This window comes from Peribacillus sp. V2I11 (genome assembly GCF_030817135.1).
Taxonomy (GTDB): Bacteria; Bacillota; Bacilli; order Bacillales; family DSM-1321; genus Peribacillus; species Peribacillus simplex.
Genome location: NZ_JAUSYW010000001.1, coordinates 1,919,695 through 1,942,589, shown reverse-complemented (window position 1 = coordinate 1,942,589; position 22,895 = coordinate 1,919,695). Strand labels below are relative to the sequence as shown.

At 41.4% G+C, this 22,895-nt stretch carries 13 protein-coding genes, 2 pseudogenes and 3 riboswitches; of the genes and pseudogenes, 13 read left to right on the top strand and 2 right to left on the bottom strand.

Annotation, left to right across the window (positions count from 1 at the left end):
• Positions 1 to 135 precede the first annotated feature (135 nt).
• From QFZ73_RS09260 to essA, 7 genes are all read left to right on the top strand, one after another.
• Entirely contained in the window at positions 136 to 1,050 is a 915-nt protein-coding gene (locus QFZ73_RS09260; protein WP_251435037.1) for a nucleoside hydrolase, read from the top strand.
• 571 nt (positions 1,051 to 1,621) lie between these two features.
• On the top strand, positions 1,622 to 1,912 hold the full coding sequence (locus QFZ73_RS09255) for a WXG100 family type VII secretion target (protein ID WP_251435033.1): 291 nt from the start codon (positions 1,622 to 1,624) through the stop codon (positions 1,910 to 1,912).
• A gap of 96 nt (positions 1,913 to 2,008) precedes the next feature.
• Positions 2,009 to 2,248 carry an ESX secretion system protein YukD gene (yukD, locus tag QFZ73_RS09250; RefSeq protein ID WP_053537134.1) on the top strand — a complete coding sequence of 80 codons (240 nt, stop codon included), beginning with the start codon at positions 2,009 to 2,011 and terminating at the stop codon, positions 2,246 to 2,248.
• A 70-nt stretch (positions 2,249 to 2,318) separates the two neighbouring features.
• On the top strand, positions 2,319 to 3,662 hold the full coding sequence (gene essB, locus QFZ73_RS09245) for a type VII secretion protein EssB (protein WP_307265560.1): 1,344 nt from the start codon (positions 2,319 to 2,321) through the stop codon (positions 3,660 to 3,662).
• 30 nt (positions 3,663 to 3,692) lie between these two features.
• Positions 3,693 to 8,171 (top strand): type VII secretion protein EssC, encoded by a 4,479-nt coding sequence (gene essC, locus QFZ73_RS09240; RefSeq protein ID WP_307265556.1) that lies wholly within the window; start codon positions 3,693 to 3,695, stop codon positions 8,169 to 8,171.
• Complete coding sequence (esaA, locus tag QFZ73_RS09235; protein ID WP_307265553.1) at positions 8,164 to 11,091, top strand: type VII secretion protein EsaA; 2,928 nt, start codon at positions 8,164 to 8,166, stop codon at positions 11,089 to 11,091. The genes essC and esaA overlap by 8 nt, the downstream gene beginning before the upstream one ends.
• Positions 11,078 to 11,560 carry a type VII secretion protein EssA gene (gene essA / locus QFZ73_RS09230; RefSeq protein ID WP_307265550.1) on the top strand — a complete coding sequence of 161 codons (483 nt, stop codon included), beginning with the start codon at positions 11,078 to 11,080 and terminating at the stop codon, positions 11,558 to 11,560. Before esaA ends, essA begins: the two co-directional genes overlap by 14 nt.
• Positions 11,561 to 11,856: 296 nt before the next feature.
• Here essA and QFZ73_RS29145 read toward each other — a convergent pair.
• Positions 11,857 to 12,800: pseudogene (locus QFZ73_RS29145) on the bottom strand (ABC transporter substrate-binding protein).
• A gap of 3 nt (positions 12,801 to 12,803) precedes the next feature.
• Positions 12,804 to 13,349: pseudogene (locus tag QFZ73_RS28905) on the bottom strand (hypothetical protein).
• Between the two features lie 158 nt (positions 13,350 to 13,507).
• Positions 13,508 to 13,726: riboswitch (cobalamin riboswitch) on the bottom strand.
• Positions 13,727 to 13,924: 198 nt separating this feature from the next.
• On the opposite strand from QFZ73_RS28905, the gene QFZ73_RS09205 reads away from it, so the two are divergent.
• The 6 genes from QFZ73_RS09205 to glcT all read left to right on the top strand — a co-directional run bounded on the left by QFZ73_RS09205 (position 13,925) and on the right by glcT (position 22,862).
• Entirely contained in the window at positions 13,925 to 14,881 is a 957-nt protein-coding gene (locus tag QFZ73_RS09205; RefSeq protein WP_307265541.1) for an AAA family ATPase, read from the top strand.
• A 38-nt stretch (positions 14,882 to 14,919) separates the two neighbouring features.
• Positions 14,920 to 16,074: a DUF58 domain-containing protein gene (locus tag QFZ73_RS09200; RefSeq protein ID WP_307265536.1), complete on the top strand. Its 1,155-nt coding sequence runs from the start codon at positions 14,920 to 14,922 to the stop codon at positions 16,072 to 16,074.
• On the top strand, positions 16,071 to 18,272 hold the full coding sequence (locus tag QFZ73_RS09195; RefSeq protein WP_307265533.1) for a DUF4129 domain-containing transglutaminase family protein: 2,202 nt from the start codon (positions 16,071 to 16,073) through the stop codon (positions 18,270 to 18,272). Before QFZ73_RS09200 ends, QFZ73_RS09195 begins: the two co-directional genes overlap by 4 nt.
• A 36-nt stretch (positions 18,273 to 18,308) precedes the next feature.
• A riboswitch (purine riboswitch) is annotated at positions 18,309 to 18,410 on the top strand.
• Between the two features lie 178 nt (positions 18,411 to 18,588).
• Positions 18,589 to 20,109: a glutamine-hydrolyzing GMP synthase gene (guaA, locus tag QFZ73_RS09190; protein ID WP_251438126.1), complete on the top strand. Its 1,521-nt coding sequence runs from the start codon at positions 18,589 to 18,591 to the stop codon at positions 20,107 to 20,109.
• A gap of 224 nt (positions 20,110 to 20,333) precedes the next feature.
• A riboswitch (purine riboswitch) is annotated at positions 20,334 to 20,435 on the top strand.
• Positions 20,436 to 20,535: 100 nt separating this feature from the next.
• Positions 20,536 to 21,867, top strand: coding sequence for an NCS2 family permease (locus QFZ73_RS09185; RefSeq protein ID WP_063235528.1), 1,332 nt, complete (start codon positions 20,536 to 20,538; stop codon positions 21,865 to 21,867).
• A gap of 152 nt (positions 21,868 to 22,019) precedes the next feature.
• Complete coding sequence (gene glcT / locus QFZ73_RS09180) at positions 22,020 to 22,862, top strand: glucose PTS transporter transcription antiterminator GlcT (protein WP_251438123.1); 843 nt, start codon at positions 22,020 to 22,022, stop codon at positions 22,860 to 22,862.
• The last annotated feature ends 33 nt before the right edge of the window (positions 22,863 to 22,895 follow it).

Sequence of the window (22,895 nt, the reverse complement as noted above, 5' to 3'; positions counted from 1 at the left end):
CCTAACTTTCTGTGGAACTGCCTATCGTTGAATGTTAAAATTCAGTTGGAAAACAGTGTTTCTTGATACATAAGAAAGAGAAAAGAGAGGCATTGAAAGAGCTCTCGAAAAGTGATTTTGGAAGGTGTGGAAATATTGAAACCAATCATATTTGATGTTGATACTGGGATTGATGATGCCATGGCGATGGCGTATGCTTTAAATTCCCCAGAATTGGAAGTGCTCGGATTCACCACTTGCTTTGGTAACGTGCCCATTGTTGAATCGACTCGCAATACACTTGCCGTTTTGGAGAAATTAAATAGGCGCATTCCGGTTTTCGAAGGTGCTGACCAAACTTTGGTGCGCGGAAGGAAGAAGAAATATCCCAAGCATGTTCATGGGGAAGACGGGTTAGGAAATACCCTTCAGTTTGAACCGAGTATCAAAGCTTCACAAGGAAATGCAGTAGATTTCATTATTGATCAAGTGAAAAGACGACCGCATGAAATTACGATTATTGCAGTTGGTCCACTGACTAACATCGCATTGGCGATTAAAAAGGCCCCAACGATCATGTCCTTGGTAAAAGAGGTCGTTATTATGGGCGGTGCCGTAAACGTACCAGGAAATGTAACGCCCTATGCTGAAGCGAACATAATATCAGATCCTGAAGCAGCTGATCAGGTATTTGCTTCAGGGCTGCCAATCACCCTAGTGGGGCTTGATGTGACATTGCAAACATACCTACTGAAATCGAAGCTGGACGATTGGCGTGCCACTGGAAAGGAAAGCGCCAAGTTTTTAGCGGAAATGACCGATTATTATATGAAAGCATATGAAAACTCCCATCCAGGTTTAGGCGGTTGTGCCCTTCACGATCCGCTTGCTGTCGGGGTTGCGATTGATTCCAGTTTTGTGAGTACAGAATGGATGAACGTCAAGGTGGTGACCGAAGGTGAAGAAACAGGCAAGACAATCGGTCAAAAGGGTGGCGGACCTAGAATCCGCGTCTGTACGAATGTGGAAAGTGATCGGTTTGTGAAACATTTCCTGGAACGGGTTATATGACTAAGCAACGTAATTGAACTCATGTATTAGGTATAAAGGCTATCACTTTTCCAAAAACCTTTGGGAAGATATGGCCTGTTTCCGTTGAATAAATTGATTCTCGCTATATGTCGTATTCCTGCTGCAGCTGAAGTAAGTAGCAGGCCGAAAAAAGCGGAGTCAGGCCACATTATTTTATTCAAAAAAAGGACATCCGAATGAACGGAGGACCTTTTTTACGAACAGTATGGAAACGGTTGATTTTCAGACTTTAATCAAACGTTTGATTAATTTCCTAAAAAGAAAGTCTAAAGTCACTATTATTATGGTGCAAACCATATTATTGGATAATGGTTAAGGGATATTGGGTATAAGGAACTTTTTTTACCATGAAAAAGTAAAAAAATAAAAATTAATTTAAAAATGGGTTTAAAGATTTGGAAAAACAGGTACATAGACTTTCATAATGCCATATATAGGTTTTTTTGCATAATCATAATTTACCATTTTTCGACTTTGTATTTATTTATATGGCAGAAAATGTATGGTTCCATTAAAATGTACTATATAAGATAAAAGGAGGATTTTTTCTATGTCACAAATTCGCGTAACACCTTCGGAACTGAAAGATGTAGCTAGACAATATGATAATGAGAGCCAACAAGTAACGGATATGATTGGCCGTTTAGATAGAATGAGAGATCATTTAACTAGTATTTGGGAAGGTTCTTCCAGTGAGGCTTTCGTAGGTCAGTACGAAGAATTAAAGCCTTCAATCATGGACATGGCTCGCTTGTTGAATGAAGTTTCTCAACAATTGAATAAATCAGCTCAAATCCTTGAAGACACAGATAATCAGATTGCTAGTCAAATTCGCGGATAATCATTAGGTCAATGAGATAAAGAAATTTCTAGGAAAAAGCACCGCGACTCTTTATGAAGATCGTGGTGCTTTTTTGCTTTAAAAGAGGTGGCTTCCATATATATTCAACTAACGATCGATTTAAACAGGTATACAGGGGAAGTATTTGATTTGCAAGTGTCGAATTACCGCTCCATCAAGAAGGTTGTGGAAATAATATGGCAGGTAAAGGATATTGCCAGTGCACCTAAAGAAGGCTATTGGGTGCGGGTCCAGAATAAAGAGTTCGTATGTTCAGGTTATGAAACCCTGCTTGATAGCGGAATTACGACGGGGGACCGCCTTGAGATCCTCTAATGGATTAAGTGTGGACTCTTTATAGGAAAAAAGTCTAAAGCCCTTTAGCAGGGGTAAAGGAGTACATAAAATGGATGAGAAACCATATCTGGAGAGAAAAACAGAAGCTGCAATGAAGAAGGATGATAATGGGCATTTGTTCGTTTTCCAACGGGCAAAACTATCGATGCAAGACCCATTGGAATTACAGCTTATTCATGAAGCGGATGATGCTCTCCAGAAAAATATAGTAGTGACAGAGGACGAGGTGCAGATCAGAGTAAATCCACCAGCCTCTTTTTTTGTTTTTACCAAAGCTAAAGAAAAAAATCTAATGGGTAGATGGTTATCGTCATATCAAATCTTGAAGAAAATCAGGAATCATGAGTTGAGTCGCCTGCAACTAGTCGTCTGTCCAGAAAATATCGTTTTTGATTCAGGCTTGGCCCCATATTTCCTGCATTATGGTGTAAAAGACAGTTTGCCTCCTTATGAGCATAATCAAGATGAGCTATTTAAAGAAACGAAGGCAACCATTTCGGCGCTTGTGGATGGGCAGTATACATTCGAAGAGTATCTGCTTTACCATAAAACACTAAAACTATCGAACGAATCACAAAGTATATTGGCATCGGGGACTTGGGATGAACTTTCCACGGTCATTCAAGATCGGATAAATGCTTTAGAGAAGGAACAAAAAACATTTGTGCATATCCCTGAAAAGAAATGGAAAACAGGCCGTTATACACTTTGGGGTACGGTGATCGTTCTAGTGCCACTGCTGTGGTTTACGATTTACACACTATTCTTCTCCCAACCTAAGCAGGATGCATATGTAGAAAGCAGTGAAAGCTTTTTAAAACAAAAATATAGTGAAGTCATTGACCAGTTGGAAAACTATGATCCGAAAAATATGCCGTATGTCGTTCAATATGAACTGGCGAAGTCCTACGTCACTTATGAACCGTTGGAGGGAGTAGCAAGGAAAAATGTAGAAAATGCAATCACTTTGCAGACTGATAGTCAGTATCTCTTATATTGGATTTATATAGGCAGGGGCATGAGTGAGGACGCGATCGATTTGGCGAGAATCATGGAGGATCGCGAATTGATTATGTATGGGCTGGTAAACCAGAAAGAACAGATTAAGTTGGACGATAAACTTTCTGGGGAAGAAAAGGAAACGCAAATTAAAGAAATCGATACTGAGCTGTCCCAATATAAAAAGGAAAAAGAGGAATTGGATAAGCAAATGGAGGAACAACAAGATCGGAACTCTGCTGCAACAGAGTCGAATATAGAGGATGAAGGCGCAGCGGAAGCAAAACCTGCTGTAAAAGAAGAAGTGGAAAATGAACCTGCTTCTGGGGGAAAAGAAGAAAGTAAGGATTCCTCCAAAAAATCATCTGAAGAAAAAGAGAAAAGCAAAGAGTGAGCAATGGGCCTTTTGCGGAGGTGAGATTTAATGAGTTTATTATGGATTTATTCTAAGGAGACCTACCAATCCTATACGATCAAGGATAATCATAACGGTCCAATTACGATTGGGCCATCAAAACAGGATACGATCACCGTTTATTCCATTCCCTTTGAACATGGTCCTATCAATCTGGAAAAACATGAGGGACTTGATGGATATGAGGTGTTTAGGGAGGACAAGAAGCTTGGCGATGTAAAGCCATTCCAAGGCTTCACCTTTCATGAAGGAGAAGAAACGGTCGAGATTTTTTATACGGCAGGAGAATTGGAAGAAAGCCTCTATTATATAGGCAACCTGAAAGAAATCACTTTATCGGCCAAGGTGGGTGCGACTTTCCGTAAAGAAGGACCAGTTTCCGGCAATGGCTTTTCCTTTGTGCTTCATAAAGGGCAGTGGCATCTCATGCCGAAGGAAAACAGGATTTACCTGAATGGTGAAAGGGTAACGAAGGCTGTTCCCATTCAAAATGGTGATCTGATTTGCTGGCCTAATATGGCGCTGAGGTTGATTGAAGGCGACTTATTGATGATTCATAGTGCCGAGAGTTATGAAACTTCTTTATCTAAAATGAAGAAGCCAATCTCTGAAATGAAAAAAAACTATCCACAATATCGCCGGACACCAAGGATGATCTACGAATTGCCGGATGAGAAAGTGACGATATCTTTTCCGAGCCAAGAATCGGAAGATAATAATAGAGGGTTATGGCTAATCCTTATGCCGCCTTTAATGATGCTAATCGTCATGGGGGTCATTACGGTCATTCAGCCTCGGGGCATTTTCATCATCATCTCGATTGTGATGTTCACAACGACTTTAGTTACCTCGACGGTACAATACTTTAAAGACAAAAAGAAGCAAAAATTCAGAGAAGAAAAACGTCAACGTGTATATACCAGGTATTTAGAGAAGAAGAGGGAAGAACTGCAAGAGCTGTCTGAAAAACAAAAAAATGTGCTGTTCTATCATTACCCTTCCTTTGAAAGGATGAAACAGCTAACTGATAGTATTAGCGACCGTATATGGGAGCGAACTTTGGATGGTGAAGACGCTTTGCACTTTAAGATCGGAACGGCGACCATACCCTCAAGTTATGATGTGTCGGTAAATAGTAGTGATATGTCCAATCGGGATATAGATGATTTACTTGAGCAGTCGCAGGAACTTGTGGATGTATACAAAAACCTGGATGATCTTCCGTTATCCATCGATTTATCAAATGGATCGATGGGCCTGGTCGGAAAGGAATCGATTGTTAAACGGGAGCTGCAGCAACTGATTGGGCAACTGGCCTTTTTTCATAGTTATCATGATGTTCGATTTGTGGCCATTTTTCCAGAAAAGGATTACCAAGAATGGGAATGGATGAAATGGCTCCCTCATTTTCAATTGCCGCATGCCTATGCAAAAGGCTTTATATATAATGAGCAATCACGTGACCAACTACTGACCTCGATTTATCAGCTATTGAGGGAAAGAGATTTGGATGAAAACAAAGGGAAAGTGAGATTTACTCCACACTTTGTCTTTATTGTCACGGATCGTAATTTGATTGCGGAGCATGTCATATTGGAATATTTAGAAGGTAAAACGGACGATTTAGGTATCTCGACGATTTTTGCAGCGGATGCAAAAGAGAGTTTGACTGAAAATGTCCATACGCTTGTGAAGTATATAAATGATCTTGAAGGCGAAATTCTCATCCAGCAAAAGAAGGCGGTTCATACTCCTTTTAAACTTGATGCATATTCAAAAGAAGGGAATGAGCGTTATGCACGTACGCTGCGTTCACTAGATCATCAAAAAGGCATGAACAATTCCATACCAGAAACGGTATCATTTCTGGAATTATTGAAAGCTCGTGAAGTGGAAGATTTGCCTATCAGCCAAAACTGGCGGACCAATCAGTCCTCCAAATCCTTGGCAGTTCCCATTGGATTGAAAGGTAAAACGGATAGGGTTGAATTGAACTTGCATGAAAAGGCGCATGGCCCCCATGGATTGGTTGCTGGGACGACGGGATCGGGGAAAAGTGAATTACTGCAAACCTACATCCTATCATTAGCCGTTCATTATCATCCACATGAAGTTGCCTTTTTGCTCATTGATTATAAAGGTGGGGGAATGGCACAGCCATTCAGGCAGATTCCGCATCTGCTGGGAGTCATTACGAATATTGAGGGAAGCAAGAACTTCAGTGCCAGGGCATTGGCCTCCATCAATAGCGAATTGAAGAAACGCCAGCGCATGTTTGATCGATACGAAGTCAATCATATCAACGATTACACCGACTTATACAAAGAAGGCAAAGCGGATGAACCGTTACCTCACTTATTTTTGATATCAGATGAGTTTGCGGAACTTAAAAACGAAGAACCAGATTTCATTCGCGAATTAGTGAGTACAGCTCGAATTGGACGGAGCTTGGGAGTTCATTTAATTCTTGCTACACAAAAGCCAGGCGGTGTAATTGATAACCAGATTTGGAGTAATGCACGTTTTAAAATTTCCTTGAAAGTGCAGGATGCCAATGATAGTAAGGAAATTCTTAAAAATAGCGATGCTGCAAATATCACTGTCACCGGACGGGGATATTTGCAGGTAGGAAATAACGAGGTTTATGAATTGTTCCAGTCTGCGTGGAGCGGTGCACCATATTTAGAGGATACGGTTGGATCTGAGGATGAAGTGGCGCTTGTCACAGACCTCGGTCTGGTTCAAATCTCAAATGTATCGGAACAGATCATTAATAAGAGGAAAGAAAAGATTAGTGAAATTGAAGCTGTGGCGGATCGAATTGTGGCGACACAGGAAGAAATGGAGATTAAGAAGTTGGCAAGCCCGTGGCTGCCGCCTCTTTCGGACCGTTTATCGAGAAACACTGAAAGAAGCCTGATGAGGAATCAATTCCACCTGGGAATGAAGGATGAGCCCGAATTGCAGAGCCAGACAAATTATGTCTATAACTGGATTGAAGACGGGAATGTTGGGGTTTTTGGTTCTTCCGGATACGGCAAGTCAACCACCGTTTTGACACTTCTCGTTAGTTTTGCAGATCAATTCAGTCCTGAAGAACTGCATTATTATATTTACGATTTCGGGAATGGCGCTTTACTGCCAATGCGCCAGCTTCCTCATACTGGGGAATACTTTAGGTTCGATGAGTTAAGGAAAATTGAAAAATTCATGTTATTCATGAAGGCGGAAATGGAAAGGCGTAAGCAGCTTTTTTCAGAAAAGGAGCTTAGTAACATAAAGCTTTATAATGCATTAGTGGAAGATGAATTGCCGATCATTTATATCGTGGTCGACAATTTTGACTTAGTGAAGGATGAGATGCAGGACCAGGAAGCGCAATTCGTTCAGTTTGCACGTGATGGACAATCACTTGGAATATTCATGATTTTAACGGCAACGAGAATCAATGCGATTCGCCAGCCGTTAATGAATAGTCTTAAGACGAAGGTCGTCCATTACTTAATGGACAGTTCGGAACAATATTCAGTTTTGGGGAGAACCCCTTATGAAAATGAACCTGTTCCTGGTAGGGCGTTGGTGAAAAAGGACCAAACCTATCTCACGCAGGTTTATTTACCAGCCGATGGAGCGGATGATATAGCCGTTTTGGAAGAAATGAAACAAGCCGTGGCAGAACATAAGGTTAAATATAAGGAAATGGCCAAACCGCCGGCGATTCCGATGTTACCGACACGTCTTGATTCCAGCAGCTTCAAGAGTTACTGCTCACAAGCCATTAAGAAGGATTCCATTCCAATCGGGCTTTCAGAGGAAAGCGTTACACCTGTTTTCGTGGAATTGAATTCCAATCCATTCCTGCTTGTCGTCGGACAGTCACGTAAAGGGAAAACGAATGTCCTTAAATTGCTCTTGGAATCGTTGCTTACACAGACAATTGGGGAAATTGGTTTATTTGACGGAGTTGATCGTGGTCTATCTTCTTATGCTTTAGAGGAGAAGGTGAGCTATGTGGAAACAAAAGATCAGATAACCGAATGGCTCGAACATATCACTGAAATATTTGAAGAACGTGAACGAAGTTATCTAGCGGCATTGGAAATGAAACCGATGAAGCAACTGGAATTCCCACCGATCATGTTTGTCATAGATAGCATTTCAAGGATCCAACAAACGATAGACGGCAGGATTCAGGATAGGATCAGCGGTTTGATGAAACAGTACAGCCATCTCGGGTTTAGTCTGATTGTCGCTGGAAATGCCAACGACTTCACCAAGGGCTATGATTCGTTGACAACCGAACTGAAACAGGTCAGACAGGCTGTTTTGCTTCTTAAAAAATCGGACCAAAGCTTGTATACTCTCTCCTATTCCAGAAAAGAAGAAGAAATACAGCCGGGTTACGGATATTTTGTTCTGAATGGCCAGGAGAGTAAAATCCAAATTCCACTAAGTGAAGAAAGAAGGAGAGTGCAAGAGAGTGTCTGAAAAAATAAAACCGATGCTATTAATCGGTAAAATAATGGTGATCTTAGCGCTGCCAATCTTGTTTTTTTCTTATATTGGCCAAAATCCAATGAAAAAGACAGAAACGGCTTCTCGTGAAATCGCCATTGTAAATGAAGATAATGGGACTGAATTTAACAATAATCCCATTTACGTAGGCTCAGAGCTTGTTACTACATTGGACAAGGATTCTGAATATGAGTGGTTTGTGGTTAATAGAAGTACGGCGGAAAGTGGACTTGCAAATGAGAAGTATGATGCAGTTATATATTTTCCATCCGATTTTTCAAAGAATATTTATACCTTCGATGATGAACAGCCTGTCAAGGCGGGGATAAAATACAAGGTACAACCCAGTTTGAATGCAGAGAACATGGAAAAGGTACAAAAGGAATTAGAGAAGACAAAGAGCAAAATGAATAAGCATATTTCAACACAGTATTGGAGCTATGTTTCCCAATCAGTCGAGGACATCCGTAAGAAGTTCGATAATGTCCTTGCTAAAGAAATCGCTTTTCAAAACACGATGTATGAGTTTTATACTCCAAGCTCGGAAAGCCTTGCTGGCGAAATCAAGCAGCATAAGGACCTGCTTGAAGGAGTCTTTGCCCAGACGAAGGATGCAGGGAAAACGAGTAATGAAACAATTGATGAAATAGGGAACACTAAGACTCAAATGGCTTCCTTTGTACAAGATGTAGTTTCTTTTGAGGAATATCAAAAAGCTCAAAGTAACCTTTTTGAGAAGGCTTCAGTCCAAAATCAGCAGCTTGTCAAAGAGAGTGTTCAATCATATGACAAGGTGCTGAATGAAGGGAACCAATCTATACCAGAGATTCAGCAAGGAATGAATACGAAATACAGCCTTAATGATCAAGGCATTAGTGAGAATGTTGGAATCATGCAGCAGAAACTTGATTCCAGCAGTAATGAATTGGAACAATTTTCAACAAGCATGAAAGACAAACAAGTAGAACAAATTACGAAAATCACCCAAGATCAACAAAGCTCGATTGATCAATTGAAACAATCGGAAGAGGCGGGTCTTGATAACCTTCAGTCCACCTTGCTTGTGCAAAGAGGAAATCTTGCAAGCAGCTCTGGCGATGGGGAGGTTATTGGTGAAGGAACGACGCCTATAGAAGATATTGAAACGGAAACGGGGAAAGGTGAATCGGTTGCTGCACCTGAAAAGAAGGACCCGATTGATGAACTGTCGCTGCAGGTGGTACTGGATCAAATCAATGGGATCAACACGGCACTTGAAAGTTTGGTGCCGGCAGAAGGAAGTGAAGGAGCTGCTGAACAAATCAACATTCTTACAGCAGAGCTTCAAGCGGAAATCAATAATCTCAGCGGAACGGTAAACGGCAGAACGGGAAATTATAATCAAGTGATAACGGAGTTTAATACACTGGTAGATTCATATAATGATCTTCTGGCGCAGTTTACGCAATTACAAGCTGATTATAATGAACTCGGTACGAATTATAAGGATTTAGGTGACCAATGGAAAAAGTCACAGGAAGATATTCAAAAATTACAGGAAATCCAGAGTATGACAATCGATGAGGCCATCACAGAAATCAAGACTCTCGAACAGTCACTTCTTGAAAAAGTGGGGGGAGAAAGGCGAGCGGTGCTGGTGAAGGCCTTTGAAAACCCTATCACCAATCGGGAGTCAACTACCCTCCTTGCTTATTACGGTTCACTCTCATCTTATGGTGAATTGGCTGAAAGAGTCACGGAAGCAAATGTAGATAAGGTATTTGCAGCCAATATAAAAGAATTGGAAAACTTGAAAAATGGGGTTTCCGGAAACGTAGATGAAGAAGCGAAACTCATTAAAGCCAGTTTAGCAGGAGTCAATGAGAACTTCGGGATGTTCTCAGATTCCATTATGGGTTATATGAAAGAATATGATGCTAACGTTGAAACGGGGCAGAAAGCTACTTTAGATGAATTAGCGGCAATTACCGGGAAGGCTCAAGAAGTGTCTGCCAATTTGTCAGATCATATGGAAGTTCCTGAAATGGAGGCTGAACCGCCAGTTAATCTTGATGGAGAAATGTTTGTATCACTTCAAGACAATACGGCAACAACTGTCGGCTTCATTTCCGACCTTGTCAATTCTGTAGCGGAACGACAGGACACGGTCACGAAGGATACAGCTGACCTGCAAGCGAAAGTGGGGTCAGTACAGGAAAGGGCCGATCAGCTTAATGATAATTGGTCCCAAAATGTAGACTCAACCGTAAAAATCAAGACGGACGTATATAGTGTCTTGAATAACACACTAGTCGATGATCAGCAGAACGGGTATGTGTACGAATATTTAGCGAATCCCGTACAAATAAGCGGGGAAGTCCTTCATCAGGAAAAGGTTAATATACCGCCGATTGTCATGTTGGTGATCATACTCATTTCTGGGTTATTGATCGGTTTCTTCCTGCATCATTATGAAACCATTCCAATGATGGTCCATGCGGCCTTGTTTACCTTATTGAATCTGATCGTAGGTTTAATCATCAGCATGTATGGTTTGAAGATCTATCCACTGGGAGATATGCAGGAGATTAAATGGACCGTTTTCACCGTCCTGCTTTTATTCTTTTGTTCAGCGTTTACCCGGCTTGCCTTCTCGATTGGGCCGTTTGTCGGTGCTATCCTGGTGATTGGTTTGATCAGTTTCTTTACCATTCCATTATTGGATTTAATCATGCCTAATTTCAATGTAGATCACCCGGTTGCAGACGTATACATGTCCATTCAATTCGGTAATCAGTCGGCATTCATTCCGGCTAGTATCATCTTGATTGTGCTGACGCTTATCGCAACGATCATTCCATATATAGTGAAGCGCCTTACAGAAAGAAGAGCAATGGCCCATGAAGTGGAATAAATACGTAATGCCTGTCTTGCTCATCCTGTTTTTTAGCCATGCACCTCATGGCGGGGCGGAAGAGGAACCCATGGTGGAGCCCAATGAATATCAAGAAAAGGATATTGATATTCAAACGGAGTATTTCCATGAAGAAGGTTTGTTGGAACAGAAGCGGAAACTGCCTGAAGAACAAAAGGACCTCACTTTTGAAAGAGGGAAATATGATGCCGTTGACGCGGTGAAGGACTCACTGTTTCTGTCTCCGGTAACGGGGAATCAAAATAATACCATCGCTTCAAAATCAGAACAGCTTGGATTATTCTCGGAAGTCGGCATTCGAACGAGAAGCGAAGAAGAAACTGAGCCTTCCCTTAATTTTGACCTTACGGTATTGCTCGGCATCGTTTTGGCCCTTTTGGTCGTTTGTTTGTTTTTTATCCTTATTCCGAAAATGGGGAAGCTGAATGGAGAGGTTAAACGAAAATGAAAACAGCCCGATTCCTGGCATAAGTCAGGAATCGGGCTGTTTTTGCTACATATCCATAACGGTTTTAATAAGCCCTAAAAGAAGGGCAGCTGTGAAGATCAAAATGAAGAATTTTTTATACATGATCAGTACCTCTTATATCTTATGAGTGGATTGCAATCATTTTAGCATAAACAAGACAGAAAGGAAGTTTATTAAGGATATACAGATCAGAAGGGAGTGGATTCATTGCCCTAATGACCGGAGCGGGAAAAGGAAAAGGATGCGCCAATTTATTGGCGCATCCTCCTTTCGTGTTATTTGAACAAGTCAGGATAAACAGTCTTTGCTGCGAGTTCAACAGCTTCCCCGATCCTTGGTCCAGGACGTGACATTTTCATCAAGTAAATGGACGTGATCGTTCTTCACCGCATCGATATCTTCCCAGCCTTTACGCGATTTAATTACACCAACAGCATCATCTGCATACTTGGCAGTGGTGATGATGGATTTAGGGTTCCTTTTGACGATTTCTTCATCAGATACCTTAACCCAGCCTTTTTGGTCATCAAAGATGTTTTTAATGCCGGCAGTATCCGGATTTCTTGTTGGAATGTTTCCGCTCCTGTTATATAGATTTCCGGAGCAGGGCTAACTTCAAAGTATGTTTGTTCCTTTTCATCTAAAGTTTCCACTTTTTCTTCGACACTTGTAATTAGGGATTTGATATCTTTCACTAATTCATCCCCTTTTTTGGCAACACCCATCACTTTAGCAATCTGCCTGATATCACCGTATACATCATCGGAATTTGCCGCAGATTTAATAATGAACACAGGGATGCCAGCATCTTCGAGTAGTTTCAGTGTCGCTTCATCACCAATGGTATAAGCTATGATGGCATCAGGTTTCAAGGCAATGATTTTTTCTGCATTAATATTAACAGAGTCTGAAACATGTTCGATATTCTTTGCTTCCTCTGGGTAATTATCGAAGTCTGTCACGCCAACGACTTTATCACCCTGTTCAAGGGCAAATAAAATTTCCGTATTGCTTGGCTGAAGTGAAACGACTTTTTCGGGGTTTTCTTGAATTTCATTTTCTTTCCAGTATCATCCGTAACGGTATAGTCTTTGATTTCTTCGGCCTTTTCAGTATCTTTATTATACGTTGCGGCTTGATCATCGTTCACTCCGCATCCGGTAAGGAAAAGGGTAAGCATCAGCATGGAAATCCAACTGAATCGTAGGATTTTCTTCATTATTTATTCCTCCGTTTTCGTTTTCATGGGTTTGGTTGGGTATGATTTTCTTATAATGGGAATCTCCTCGATCCCCTGTTGCTTATTGACGTAGACTGCCATCACGAATAATACATTTGCAAGCAAGTGGGCGTAATCAAAAAGAATTCCTGGAATTCCCCTCTCCAGACTTAACTTGTGTAAAGCACGCACGGACTTTTTGGCTTCACTTCGGCAAGTATGCAAAGTACATGCTGCGGTTGAGCCTTGTGGGAAGGACGAATGTTTCGATTCGATCTTTCACAAGGCGACATACCGGTCGTAGATTGCACTTAAACGGTCGAGATCATCGCCGGTAATGGCTAATTTCCTGCGAACTGAACCATTTAAATGGTAAGCCATGGGCAACAGTTCCATTAAGTCACGGTACACTTCGGGGACATCCTCAGTAAGCGAGGCGGCCATGCCGATTTGTGTCGTCAATGAGTCTGTGCGGATTTCAAAATCGACGGTTGATACGGACTCACGCATGTATGGGTAGCATAAAAAACGAAAGTCTTTCTTTGCCATAACTCTTCCTCCTTTTACGTATTGGGTGAATGTCCTCCGTATTGCTTATCCCGGCAAAACAAATAGCCGACCAAGAGGTTTGGTCGGCTTCGGGCATCTATGTATCTGTAGTAGAAAAAAGATGGGAGAGCCGTACAATCTCCTATCTTCCGAAGAGCATAATACGATGAAGGAAGGCAGGTCTCCTGGCTTGTGCGTCATTTTACTCTAAGAACCTTCCCATTTGGGTTAAATGGACTGTAATCGGGGTCGATTACATCCTCAAATAGTGGTATGCATCTTATTTCATTAGCACTTACAGTTGCGGAAACAGCTTCGGTTTTAAACCGAATTCCCTATTAAGCTGACAAGGCAGCACCTTTTCTCTGCAAGGTTCATATTCACTTAGCAACAGTTTACCGTACCCTTTTCATTAAGCCGCATTAATATTTTTAGACAAATTCGTTTATGGTTTACCGAATATCTAGTAAACTTACAATGTAAGGTTTAATTGGAGCTTAATGTAAAATGCGTGATATAGAAAACATATGAAATAATAGTGATAATGTGAATCCGTGAATCTCGGGAGGTAGAGAATGATTTATAAGCAGGTCAATCAAAAACTGGAAATGGTTCTGGGTAATATCGAAAAGGTGATTATCGGAAAACGGGATATAGCAGAACTAAGCATCGTGGCACTCCTTTCCGGTGGACATGTCTTATTGGAGGATGTTCCTGGTGTGGGAAAGACAGTCATGGTAAGGGCACTGGCAAAATCAATAGGTGCAAGCTTTAAGCGAATTCAATTCACACCTGATTTACTTCCTTCTGATGTTACTGGTGTTTCGATCTTCAATCCTAAGGAACAAGAATTCATTTTTAGGCCAGGTCCGATAATGGGACATATTATTTTAGCTGATGAAATTAACCGAACCTCACCGAAAACTCAGTCTGCATTGCTTGAGGCCATGGAAGAGGCAAGTGTGACGATTGATGGTGTCACAAGAGGATTGGAGAAGCCCTTCTTCGTAATGGCGACACAAAACCCGATCGAGTACGAGGGAACATATCCGCTTCCGGAGGCTCAATTGGATAGATTCCTATTAAAAATGAAAATGGGTTATCCAGGTGTGGAAGAAGAGATAGAGGTTCTTCAAAGGGCTCAATACACGGCACCGCTTGAGGAGCTGGAATCCGTCATCACCTTGGATGAATTGATAGAATTACAGGCTGAGGTAAAAGCGGTGATAGTGGATGACACAATAAAACGATATATTGTTGAATTGGCGAATCAAACACGTACACATGAAGGGGTCTATTTAGGGGTAAGCCCGCGTGGGTCGATAGCATTGATGAAGGCAGCCCAAGCTTACGCGCTGATCCAGGGCAGGGACTATGTTCTGCCGGACGATGTTCAATATTTAGTTCCATTCGTATTTTCCCACCGGCTTATTTTGAAACCTGAAGCGAATTATGATGGCTTCGATGCTGGAATGGTGATACATGAAATTGTCGCGACAACACAAGTGCCTGTGAAGCGGGCTGTGACCTAATGCGCAAATTCATCCACATTTTAAGGGGAAATATGAGTGTGATCGGACTTGTATTACTCATGACCGTTTCCTTTTGCTATGCAATGTTTCAAGGCGGTTTTGTCAGTTGGTTCATTTTTTATTCATTTTTGCCGTTTTCAGTGTACGCTTCGATCCTGCTGTTTTATCCGCTGCATGATTTTACCGTTGAGAGAAAGGTCAATAAAAGGGAATGCCAGGCCGGCGAATCTGTTGAGATAGCATTGACGTTTACCCGTAAAAACCGGCTCCCCCTATTATTTATGGTGGTAGAGGAGGAATTGCCTCAGGAGATGGAAGATAGGGGATTCCAAAGGAAAATAATTATCTTTCCGGGATTCAAGCGTACCTTCAGCATGTCATATACCTTGGAAAACTTGCAGCGCGGAGAGCATTCGTTTCAATCGATCCGCTTTTGGATTGGGGACTTTTTCGGGCTAGTCGAAAAGGAAGCGATATATAGTTCACCTTTGAAAATAACTGTTTTTCCTCGTTATCATGAGCTTGCCTACAGTGATCTTGATCGAGTGTTCAATCAGGGGGCAGTGGTTTCAACAAAGAAAACACAACGGGAGCATTCAGTGGTCTCGGGGGTAAGGGAATATCAGCCAGGCGATCAGTTGTCATGGATTAACTGGAAGGCGACTGCTAGAACGAGTGAAATCATGACGAAGGAATTCGAAGTGCAGAAAAACCGGGATGTATTCATCATGCTTGATGATAAGCCGTCGGATTTATTCGAAGAATCCATTGTAATGGCGGCTTCCATTGCACACGCCATGTTAAAGAAAGGCATGGAAATTGGGTATGCGAGTATGGGATCGAGATTAATCATACCGGCAGCGGCAGGCAATAACCAGAAACGAAAGATTCTTTACCGACTTGTTAAAGAAGAGCCAAGTGTTGTAAACGCATTGAACGAAAATGTCAGGAAGGGAATTCTTCCGGCAAATGCTGCTGTGATATTCATCGTTTCAGACTTAACCTTAGAAAAGGTGGACATATTGAGTGCTTTCCGGCCTAATCAGGGATTAATGGTATGTGTGAAGAAACAGGCAGATCTTACTGATCAGGAAAGGTTGTCAAGTTCTATAGCTGTTTCAAGGGGGATAAAGGTCAGCTTTTTTGAATATGGCCAACTAAAGTCTGACAGATCAGAGGTGATGGCAAAATGAATGTCACTACCGAAAAATTGGAAAAATTCATGCACGTCCTCATGCATGTATTTGGTCTGTTGTTGATTACTGAATGGTTAAGGCCTGTCGATAAACTCACCGATACAGGTAATATCATCATTTTTATCTTATTTTTGCTCTATTCCCTACTACTGCATTATTTCCGCATACATTGGTCAATCCGATTTATTCTCATTAGCGCTTATATAATGATTTCATTACAGTTCCTCCATTCAAAAGACGCTTTATTTCAATTGTCATGGCTGAAAGGATTCCTAGCGGATTTTAAGGGCAATCTTGGTTTTATATATGATGGAAATTGGGAGTTGATCAAAAATCCATTTCGAACGTTTCTATTTTTTGTCCTTCTTTGGCTTGTAACATATTTGATCCATTACTGGGTGATGGTGAGGCAAAGCATCTTTTTCTTTTTTATGTTAACGGTGATTTTTATATCTGTACTTGACACATTCACTCCTTATGTGGGGGACAAGGCAATGATTAGAATCATCATCATCGGGTTCTTGATGCTAGGCCTGCTGTCCCTGCTGCGACTAACGATACAGGAGAGGATTAAGTTTCCGATGGCTTCCATCAATAAGTGGATCTTGATGCTGACCGGCATGATATTGGTAAGTGTCCTTGTTGGTTTCGCTGCCCCAAAGCTCTCTCCGCAGTGGCCGGATCCGGTGCCTTATATTACTTCTTATTCTGATAAAGCGGGGAAAGAAGACGGTGGTTCGAAGCGTAAAAGTGTCGGATATGATGAAGACGATTCGGATCTTGGCGGTTCGATAGAGCCGGATAATTCCATCGTTTTTTATAATAATGCTCCTGCAGGACATTACTGGAAAGTCGAGAACAAGGATATTTATACCGGTAAAGGGTGGGTTTCCATACTGGAAATGGACTTTCACACTTTTTCCAACGGGCAGGATATGGCATCTTTAGATATTTACGACGTTCCTGAAGTGGTGAGGACAGAAGAAATGACGGCAAAAGTGTCCGTGACGGAATCATATTCCCATATCCTTCATCCGCAGTCCGGGTATTTAAAAAAGATTGAGGGCAAAAACGGGATGGATTTCAAATATTATCAGGGTATGGACAAAGTTATTTCTGAACAGGGTAATGGCGAACCACTGTCCATGAAAGAGTATGAGCTGGTTTATGATATGCCAAGTTTTGATATAGCTGAGTTAAGGAAGGTAACGGAACCCGACGAATCGATGGATTTATTAATGGGAAAAAACACGCAGCTTCCAGAGGGATTGCCAAACCGAATATATGAATTGGCATCCCGGCTTACAAGGAATGAAACGAATTGGTACGATAAAGCAAAAACCATAGAGGATTATTTTAAAGGTCCTGAATTCATTTATTCTAAGGACGATATTCCGTATCCGGAGGGCAATCAAGATTATGTCGATCAATTTTTATTCGAGACACAGATAGGGTATTGCGATAATTTTTCAAGTGCAATGGTCGTTTTACTAAGAGCCGCCAATATACCTGCAAGGTGGGTAAAGGGCTATACGGAAGGGGAAAAATCAATCCTTGATGGTGAATCCGTTTATAAGGTGACCAATAATAATGCACATTCCTGGGTCGAAGTTTATTTTTCAGGGATAGGCTGGGTTCCCTTCGAGCCGACAAAGGGTTTCAATGGGGAAGTTGAATTTTACGATTCGAAATTGAAGCAGGAAGTGATCAAGAACCCTGAAGAAACCCCAACTAATGAAGAGCAAACAAAGAAAGAGACCAGGGAACGCCAGGATACACCCGATAGGGAAACTCGATCATCCATGAAACCTGGTATTGGGAACATGGAATGGTTCTTAAAATGGTCTGTCATCACACTGTCAGGTGTATTGATTCTCGCTTCTATTGGTTATTTCTTCAGAAGGAAGTGGATTCCTCATCTGCAGATTCTTCGTTATAGAAAGAAAACCGGTGCACATTTCTCGACAGCCTATTTAATATTATTGAAACAATTAAAACGAGCTGGTTTAGTTCGTCCGGAGGGGCAAACTTTAAGGGAGTACGCCGCCTATGTGGATGCAGTGTACGATACAGATGAGATGAGTGAATTGACGGCTGGATACGAGTTAATGATATATCGTGGAGACGTGGAAGATGGCGAATGGAAACACTTTCAAAAGGGTTGGGAAAGCTTAATGAGAAAAACTAGCTCTTGACCAGGTTTTTATTATATTGATACAATAACAAAAACTAACTTAAACTAATATATCCTTCATATATCCTCGATAATATGGATCGAAAGTTTCTACCGAATCACCGTAAATGATTTGACTATGAAGGCGGATTTTAACAGGAAAGCTGAAAATCTGCCTTCGTCTGTACTTTTTCTGTATTTTTGAGGGTGGATTTTTAGTTTTTCTTTTTTTATGATAATATTTTTTATAAGAAATCATCACTCGATTTTATGAGTGAATTACATTGATAGAGGTGACGTTTGTGCCGGGGAAAACAGAATTGCAAAAAAACCAGGAAATGATCGTAGTACTTGATTTCGGAAGCCAATATAATCAATTGATCACTCGTCGTATCCGCGAATTTGGTGTGTACAGTGAGCTTCATCCTCATACAATTACTGTAGAAGAAATCGAGAAAATGAACCCAACGGGAATCATTTTCTCAGGGGGTCCGAACAGTGTTTATGATGCAAATGCATTTGGTTGTGATGAACGCATATTCGAAATGGGCCTACCGATTTTCGGAATTTGTTATGGCATGCAGCTAATGACTAAACATTTTGGCGGTAAAGTGGAACCAGCGAAAAACCGTGAATACGGAAAAGCGACACTTGCCATCCAAAATGAGTCTAAGTTATTCAGTGACCTGCCGAAAGAACAAATCGTCTGGATGAGCCATGGTGATTTAGTGGTGGAAACGCCTGAAGGTTTCGAAGTTGATGGGACGAACCCGTCTTGCCCGATTTCGGCTATGAGTGACGAGTCACGTAAATTGTATGCCGTGCAATTCCATCCTGAAGTCCGTCATTCCGTATACGGTAATGACATTTTGAAAAATTTCGTATTCGGCGTTTGTGGCTGCAAAGGTGACTGGTCAATGGAGAACTTCATTGAAATCGAGATGGAGAAAATCCGCCAAACGGTCGGAGATAAAAAAGTGTTATGCGCTTTGAGCGGCGGAGTTGATTCATCCGTTGTTGCTGTATTGATCCATAAAGCGATTGGCGATCAGCTGACATGTATTTTCGTTGATCATGGATTACTTCGTAAAGGGGAAGCTGAAGGTGTAATGAAAACATTCAGTGAAGGCTTCAATATGAACGTAATCAAGGTCGATGCAAAAGAACGTTTCTTATCGAAACTTGCTGGCGTTTCAGATCCGGAACAAAAACGGAAAATCATCGGTAACGAGTTCATCTACGTATTCGATGACGAAGCAACGAAGCTCGAAGGAATTGATTTCCTTGCGCAGGGTACACTTTACACAGACATTATTGAAAGTGGTACGGCCACTGCACAAACAATTAAATCGCATCACAATGTTGGCGGTCTGCCGGAAGATATGCAATTTAAATTGATTGAGCCTTTGAACACTCTATTCAAGGATGAAGTGCGTGCACTTGGAAGTGAAATGGGCATTCCAGATGAAATCGTTTGGCGTCAACCATTCCCGGGTCCAGGTTTAGGTATTCGTGTATTAGGCGAAATTTCAGATGAAAAACTTGAAATCGTTCGTGAATCTGACCATATCTTACGTGAAGAAATTAGTAAGAATGGTTTAGAACGCGAAATTTGGCAGTACTTTACGGTGCTTCCTAACATTCGAAGCGTAGGGGTAATGGGCGATGCGCGAACGTATGACTATACAATCGGGATCCGTGCGGTTACATCCATTGACGGAATGACGTCCGATTGGGCAAGAATCCCATGGGATGTACTTGAAATCATCTCGACGAGAATCGTTAATGAAGTAAACCATGTAAACCGCGTCGTGTATGACATTACGTCTAAGCCGCCTGCAACGATCGAGTGGGAATAGAAGATTAGAATCATCCAATCAGTGAAGGAACTAACCTTCACTGATTTTTTTTGTTAATAAAGTATTTGATGTATAGATTACTTACATTTCACGTATGTTGGCGAAGATATAGTAGTGATAAGTAAGGGATATATAGCGAAACGCGAACGTTGCCTAAAATTACATAATAAATATTCGTTTGGTATATTGACGATTATTTTGGTGACTGGTACACTAAACCAATAATAATAAAAAAACATAATTGTCGTATAATATTGGGGATATGGCCCAAAAGTTTCTACCAAGCTGCCGTGAACGGCTTGACTACGATGTGGATGGATTGGCGAGGATAAATCGCCACTTCTGTACATGACCGCAGTCAAGCCCCGTTCGGAACCGAATGGGGCATTTTCTGTTGGCACGATTTTATGATAGGGGAGACTCATAATGAAAAATTATTTTCGGTTTAACGAGCTGGGAACCAATTATCGCCGTGAAATACTTGGTGGACTGACTACGTTCCTTTCAATGGCATATATCCTGGTCGTTAACCCTGTAATGCTGACTTTACAAAGCATCGAGGACTATCCGGATGAATTGAGAATGGACTACGGAGCGGTTTTTGCAGCGACCGCCTTAGCAGCTGCAATCGGCTCGATATTGATGGGACTCATAGCCAGGTATCCAATCTCGCTTGCGCCGGGTATGGGATTGAATGCTTTCTTCGCTTTTACCGTTGTACTTGGTTTTGGAATTCCTTGGCAGACGGCTTTATCAGGAGTATTGATTTCAGGTATTATCTTCGTTTTGCTTTCCCTATCGGGAATACGTGAGAAAATCATTAATGCAATTCCAGTTGAATTGAAATACGCAGTTGGAGCCGGTATCGGTTTATTCATTACTTTTGTAGGGTTTCAGAATGCTGGAATCATCACGAATGATGACAGCGTTCTTGTCGGACTGGGCGACTTGACATCAGGGAATACTTTATTGGCTGTGTTTGGAATTGTCGTAACCGTCATTTTGATGACGAGAGGCGTCAAAAGCGGCGTGTTCATAGGGATGGTCATTACAGCCATTGCAGGGATGATCTTTGGACAAGTGCCTGTGCCGGAGAAAATAATCGGTGCAGTTCCTAGCATAGCGCCTACATTCGGGGTTGCTTTCGATGCCTTTGGAAATCCCGGTGATCTCTTCACTGGTCAAATGTTAATCGTGATATTGACCTTCTTGTTCGTAGCTTTCTTTGATACAGCGGGAACGTTGGTGGCTGTCGCGCAACAAGCTGGATTGATGAAGGATAATGTTCTTCCTAGAGTGGGAAAAGGATTACTTGCTGATTCATTATCCATCGTTTCAGGTGCAATTCTTGGTACATCCACCACGACATCTTATGTGGAGTCTACATCAGGTGTAGCTGCTGGTGCTCGAAGCGGTTTTGCGGCTGTAGTGACAGGTTTACTGTTTGTCCTATCCCTTTTCTTCTTCCCGCTTCTTTCAGTTGTGACATCTGCGGTGACTGCGCCGGCATTGGTTATTGTCGGAGTATTAATGGCATCATCACTTAAAAATATTGACTGGCAGAAGTTCGAAATTGCGGTTCCGGCCTTCTTTACGGTCATCATGATGCCTATGACATATTCAATTGCGACAGGTATAGCTTGCGGATTCATCTTCTATCCGATCACTATGTCGATGAAAGGAAGAGCTAAAGAGGTTCACCCAATCATGTGGGGTCTTGGAGTCGTCTTCCTACTATATTTCATTTTCTTGAAGTAATAATGCAATAAGTAAGGAGAGTCCTGATTTCGGGGCTCTTCTTTCATGTTGTAAGAGAAAGCTCATATCGTGTATAGTAAAAGGACTAAGTACTGAGTACTTTATCCTGTATGGGGCATAGGGATGACTTTGAGAAAAAAAGAGGGAGAAAAATGAATGGTTTTATCGTTGAAAAGGTTTTGAACAATAATGTGGTGATTGCCACGCATCCGTCGTATGGAGAAGTCGTTTCTATTGGAAAGGGCTTGGGCTTCAACCGAAAGAAAGGCGAAGAGTTGAGTCCGGAACTTGCGGAGAAAACGTTTGTCCTGAAAAATGTTAAGGAACAGGAAAGTTACAAAAAACTTTTGCCGCAGATCGATCAAAATCTTCAAGCTGCCATTATAGAATCCATTCATCTCATTAATGACCGAGTAACTGGAAAACTCAATGAACATATACATGTCGGTTTAACTGATCATTTATTGTTCGCCCTTCAGCGTGTTTCACAAGGAATGACTATCAAAAACCCATTCTTGAAAGAAACGATAACCCTTTATCCTTTTGAACATGATATTGCTGTTGATGTAATCGACTTAATTCAAGATAAGACAGGCATAGGCCTACCCCAAGGGGAAATCGGCTTTATTACGCTTCATATTCATAGTGCAATATCAAATAAAGACTTATCGGAAGTCAATCAGCATTCGCAGTTAATCTATCATCTTATCCAAGTGGTTGAAGAACAGCTCAACGTACAAATTAATAAGGATAGCATAGATTATACACGTTTGGTCCGTCATTTAAGATTCATGATAGACAGGGTATTGGCTGAGGAAAAAGTAGAGGAACCCGAAAAAATAGCATTGCTATTGAAAGAAGAATATCCTTTGTGTTACAATATCGCTTGGAAGCTAATAAAAATTATGCAGCAGAAATTAGGCAAACCGGTTTGTGATGCGGAAGCTGTCTATCTAACGATGCATATCCAACGATTACAAAAGAAAATAAAATAAACATACATTAACTTACGTGTTACTGATTCGATC

Coding starts and splice junctions, on each gene's coding strand:
- QFZ73_RS09255 (WP_251435033.1), top strand. CDS start 1,622: ATGTCACAAATTCGCGTAACACCTTCGGAACTGAAAGATGTAGCTAGA.
- essB (WP_307265560.1), top strand. CDS start 2,319: ATGGATGAGAAACCATATCTGGAGAGAAAAACAGAAGCTGCAATGAAG.
- essC (WP_307265556.1), top strand. CDS start 3,693: ATGAGTTTATTATGGATTTATTCTAAGGAGACCTACCAATCCTATACG.
- essA (WP_307265550.1), top strand. CDS start 11,078: ATGAAGTGGAATAAATACGTAATGCCTGTCTTGCTCATCCTGTTTTTT.
- QFZ73_RS09205 (WP_307265541.1), top strand. CDS start 13,925: ATGATTTATAAGCAGGTCAATCAAAAACTGGAAATGGTTCTGGGTAAT.
- QFZ73_RS09195 (WP_307265533.1), top strand. CDS start 16,071: ATGAATGTCACTACCGAAAAATTGGAAAAATTCATGCACGTCCTCATG.
- guaA (WP_251438126.1), top strand. CDS start 18,589: ATGATCGTAGTACTTGATTTCGGAAGCCAATATAATCAATTGATCACT.
- QFZ73_RS09185 (WP_063235528.1), top strand. CDS start 20,536: ATGAAAAATTATTTTCGGTTTAACGAGCTGGGAACCAATTATCGCCGT.
- glcT (WP_251438123.1), top strand. CDS start 22,020: ATGAATGGTTTTATCGTTGAAAAGGTTTTGAACAATAATGTGGTGATT.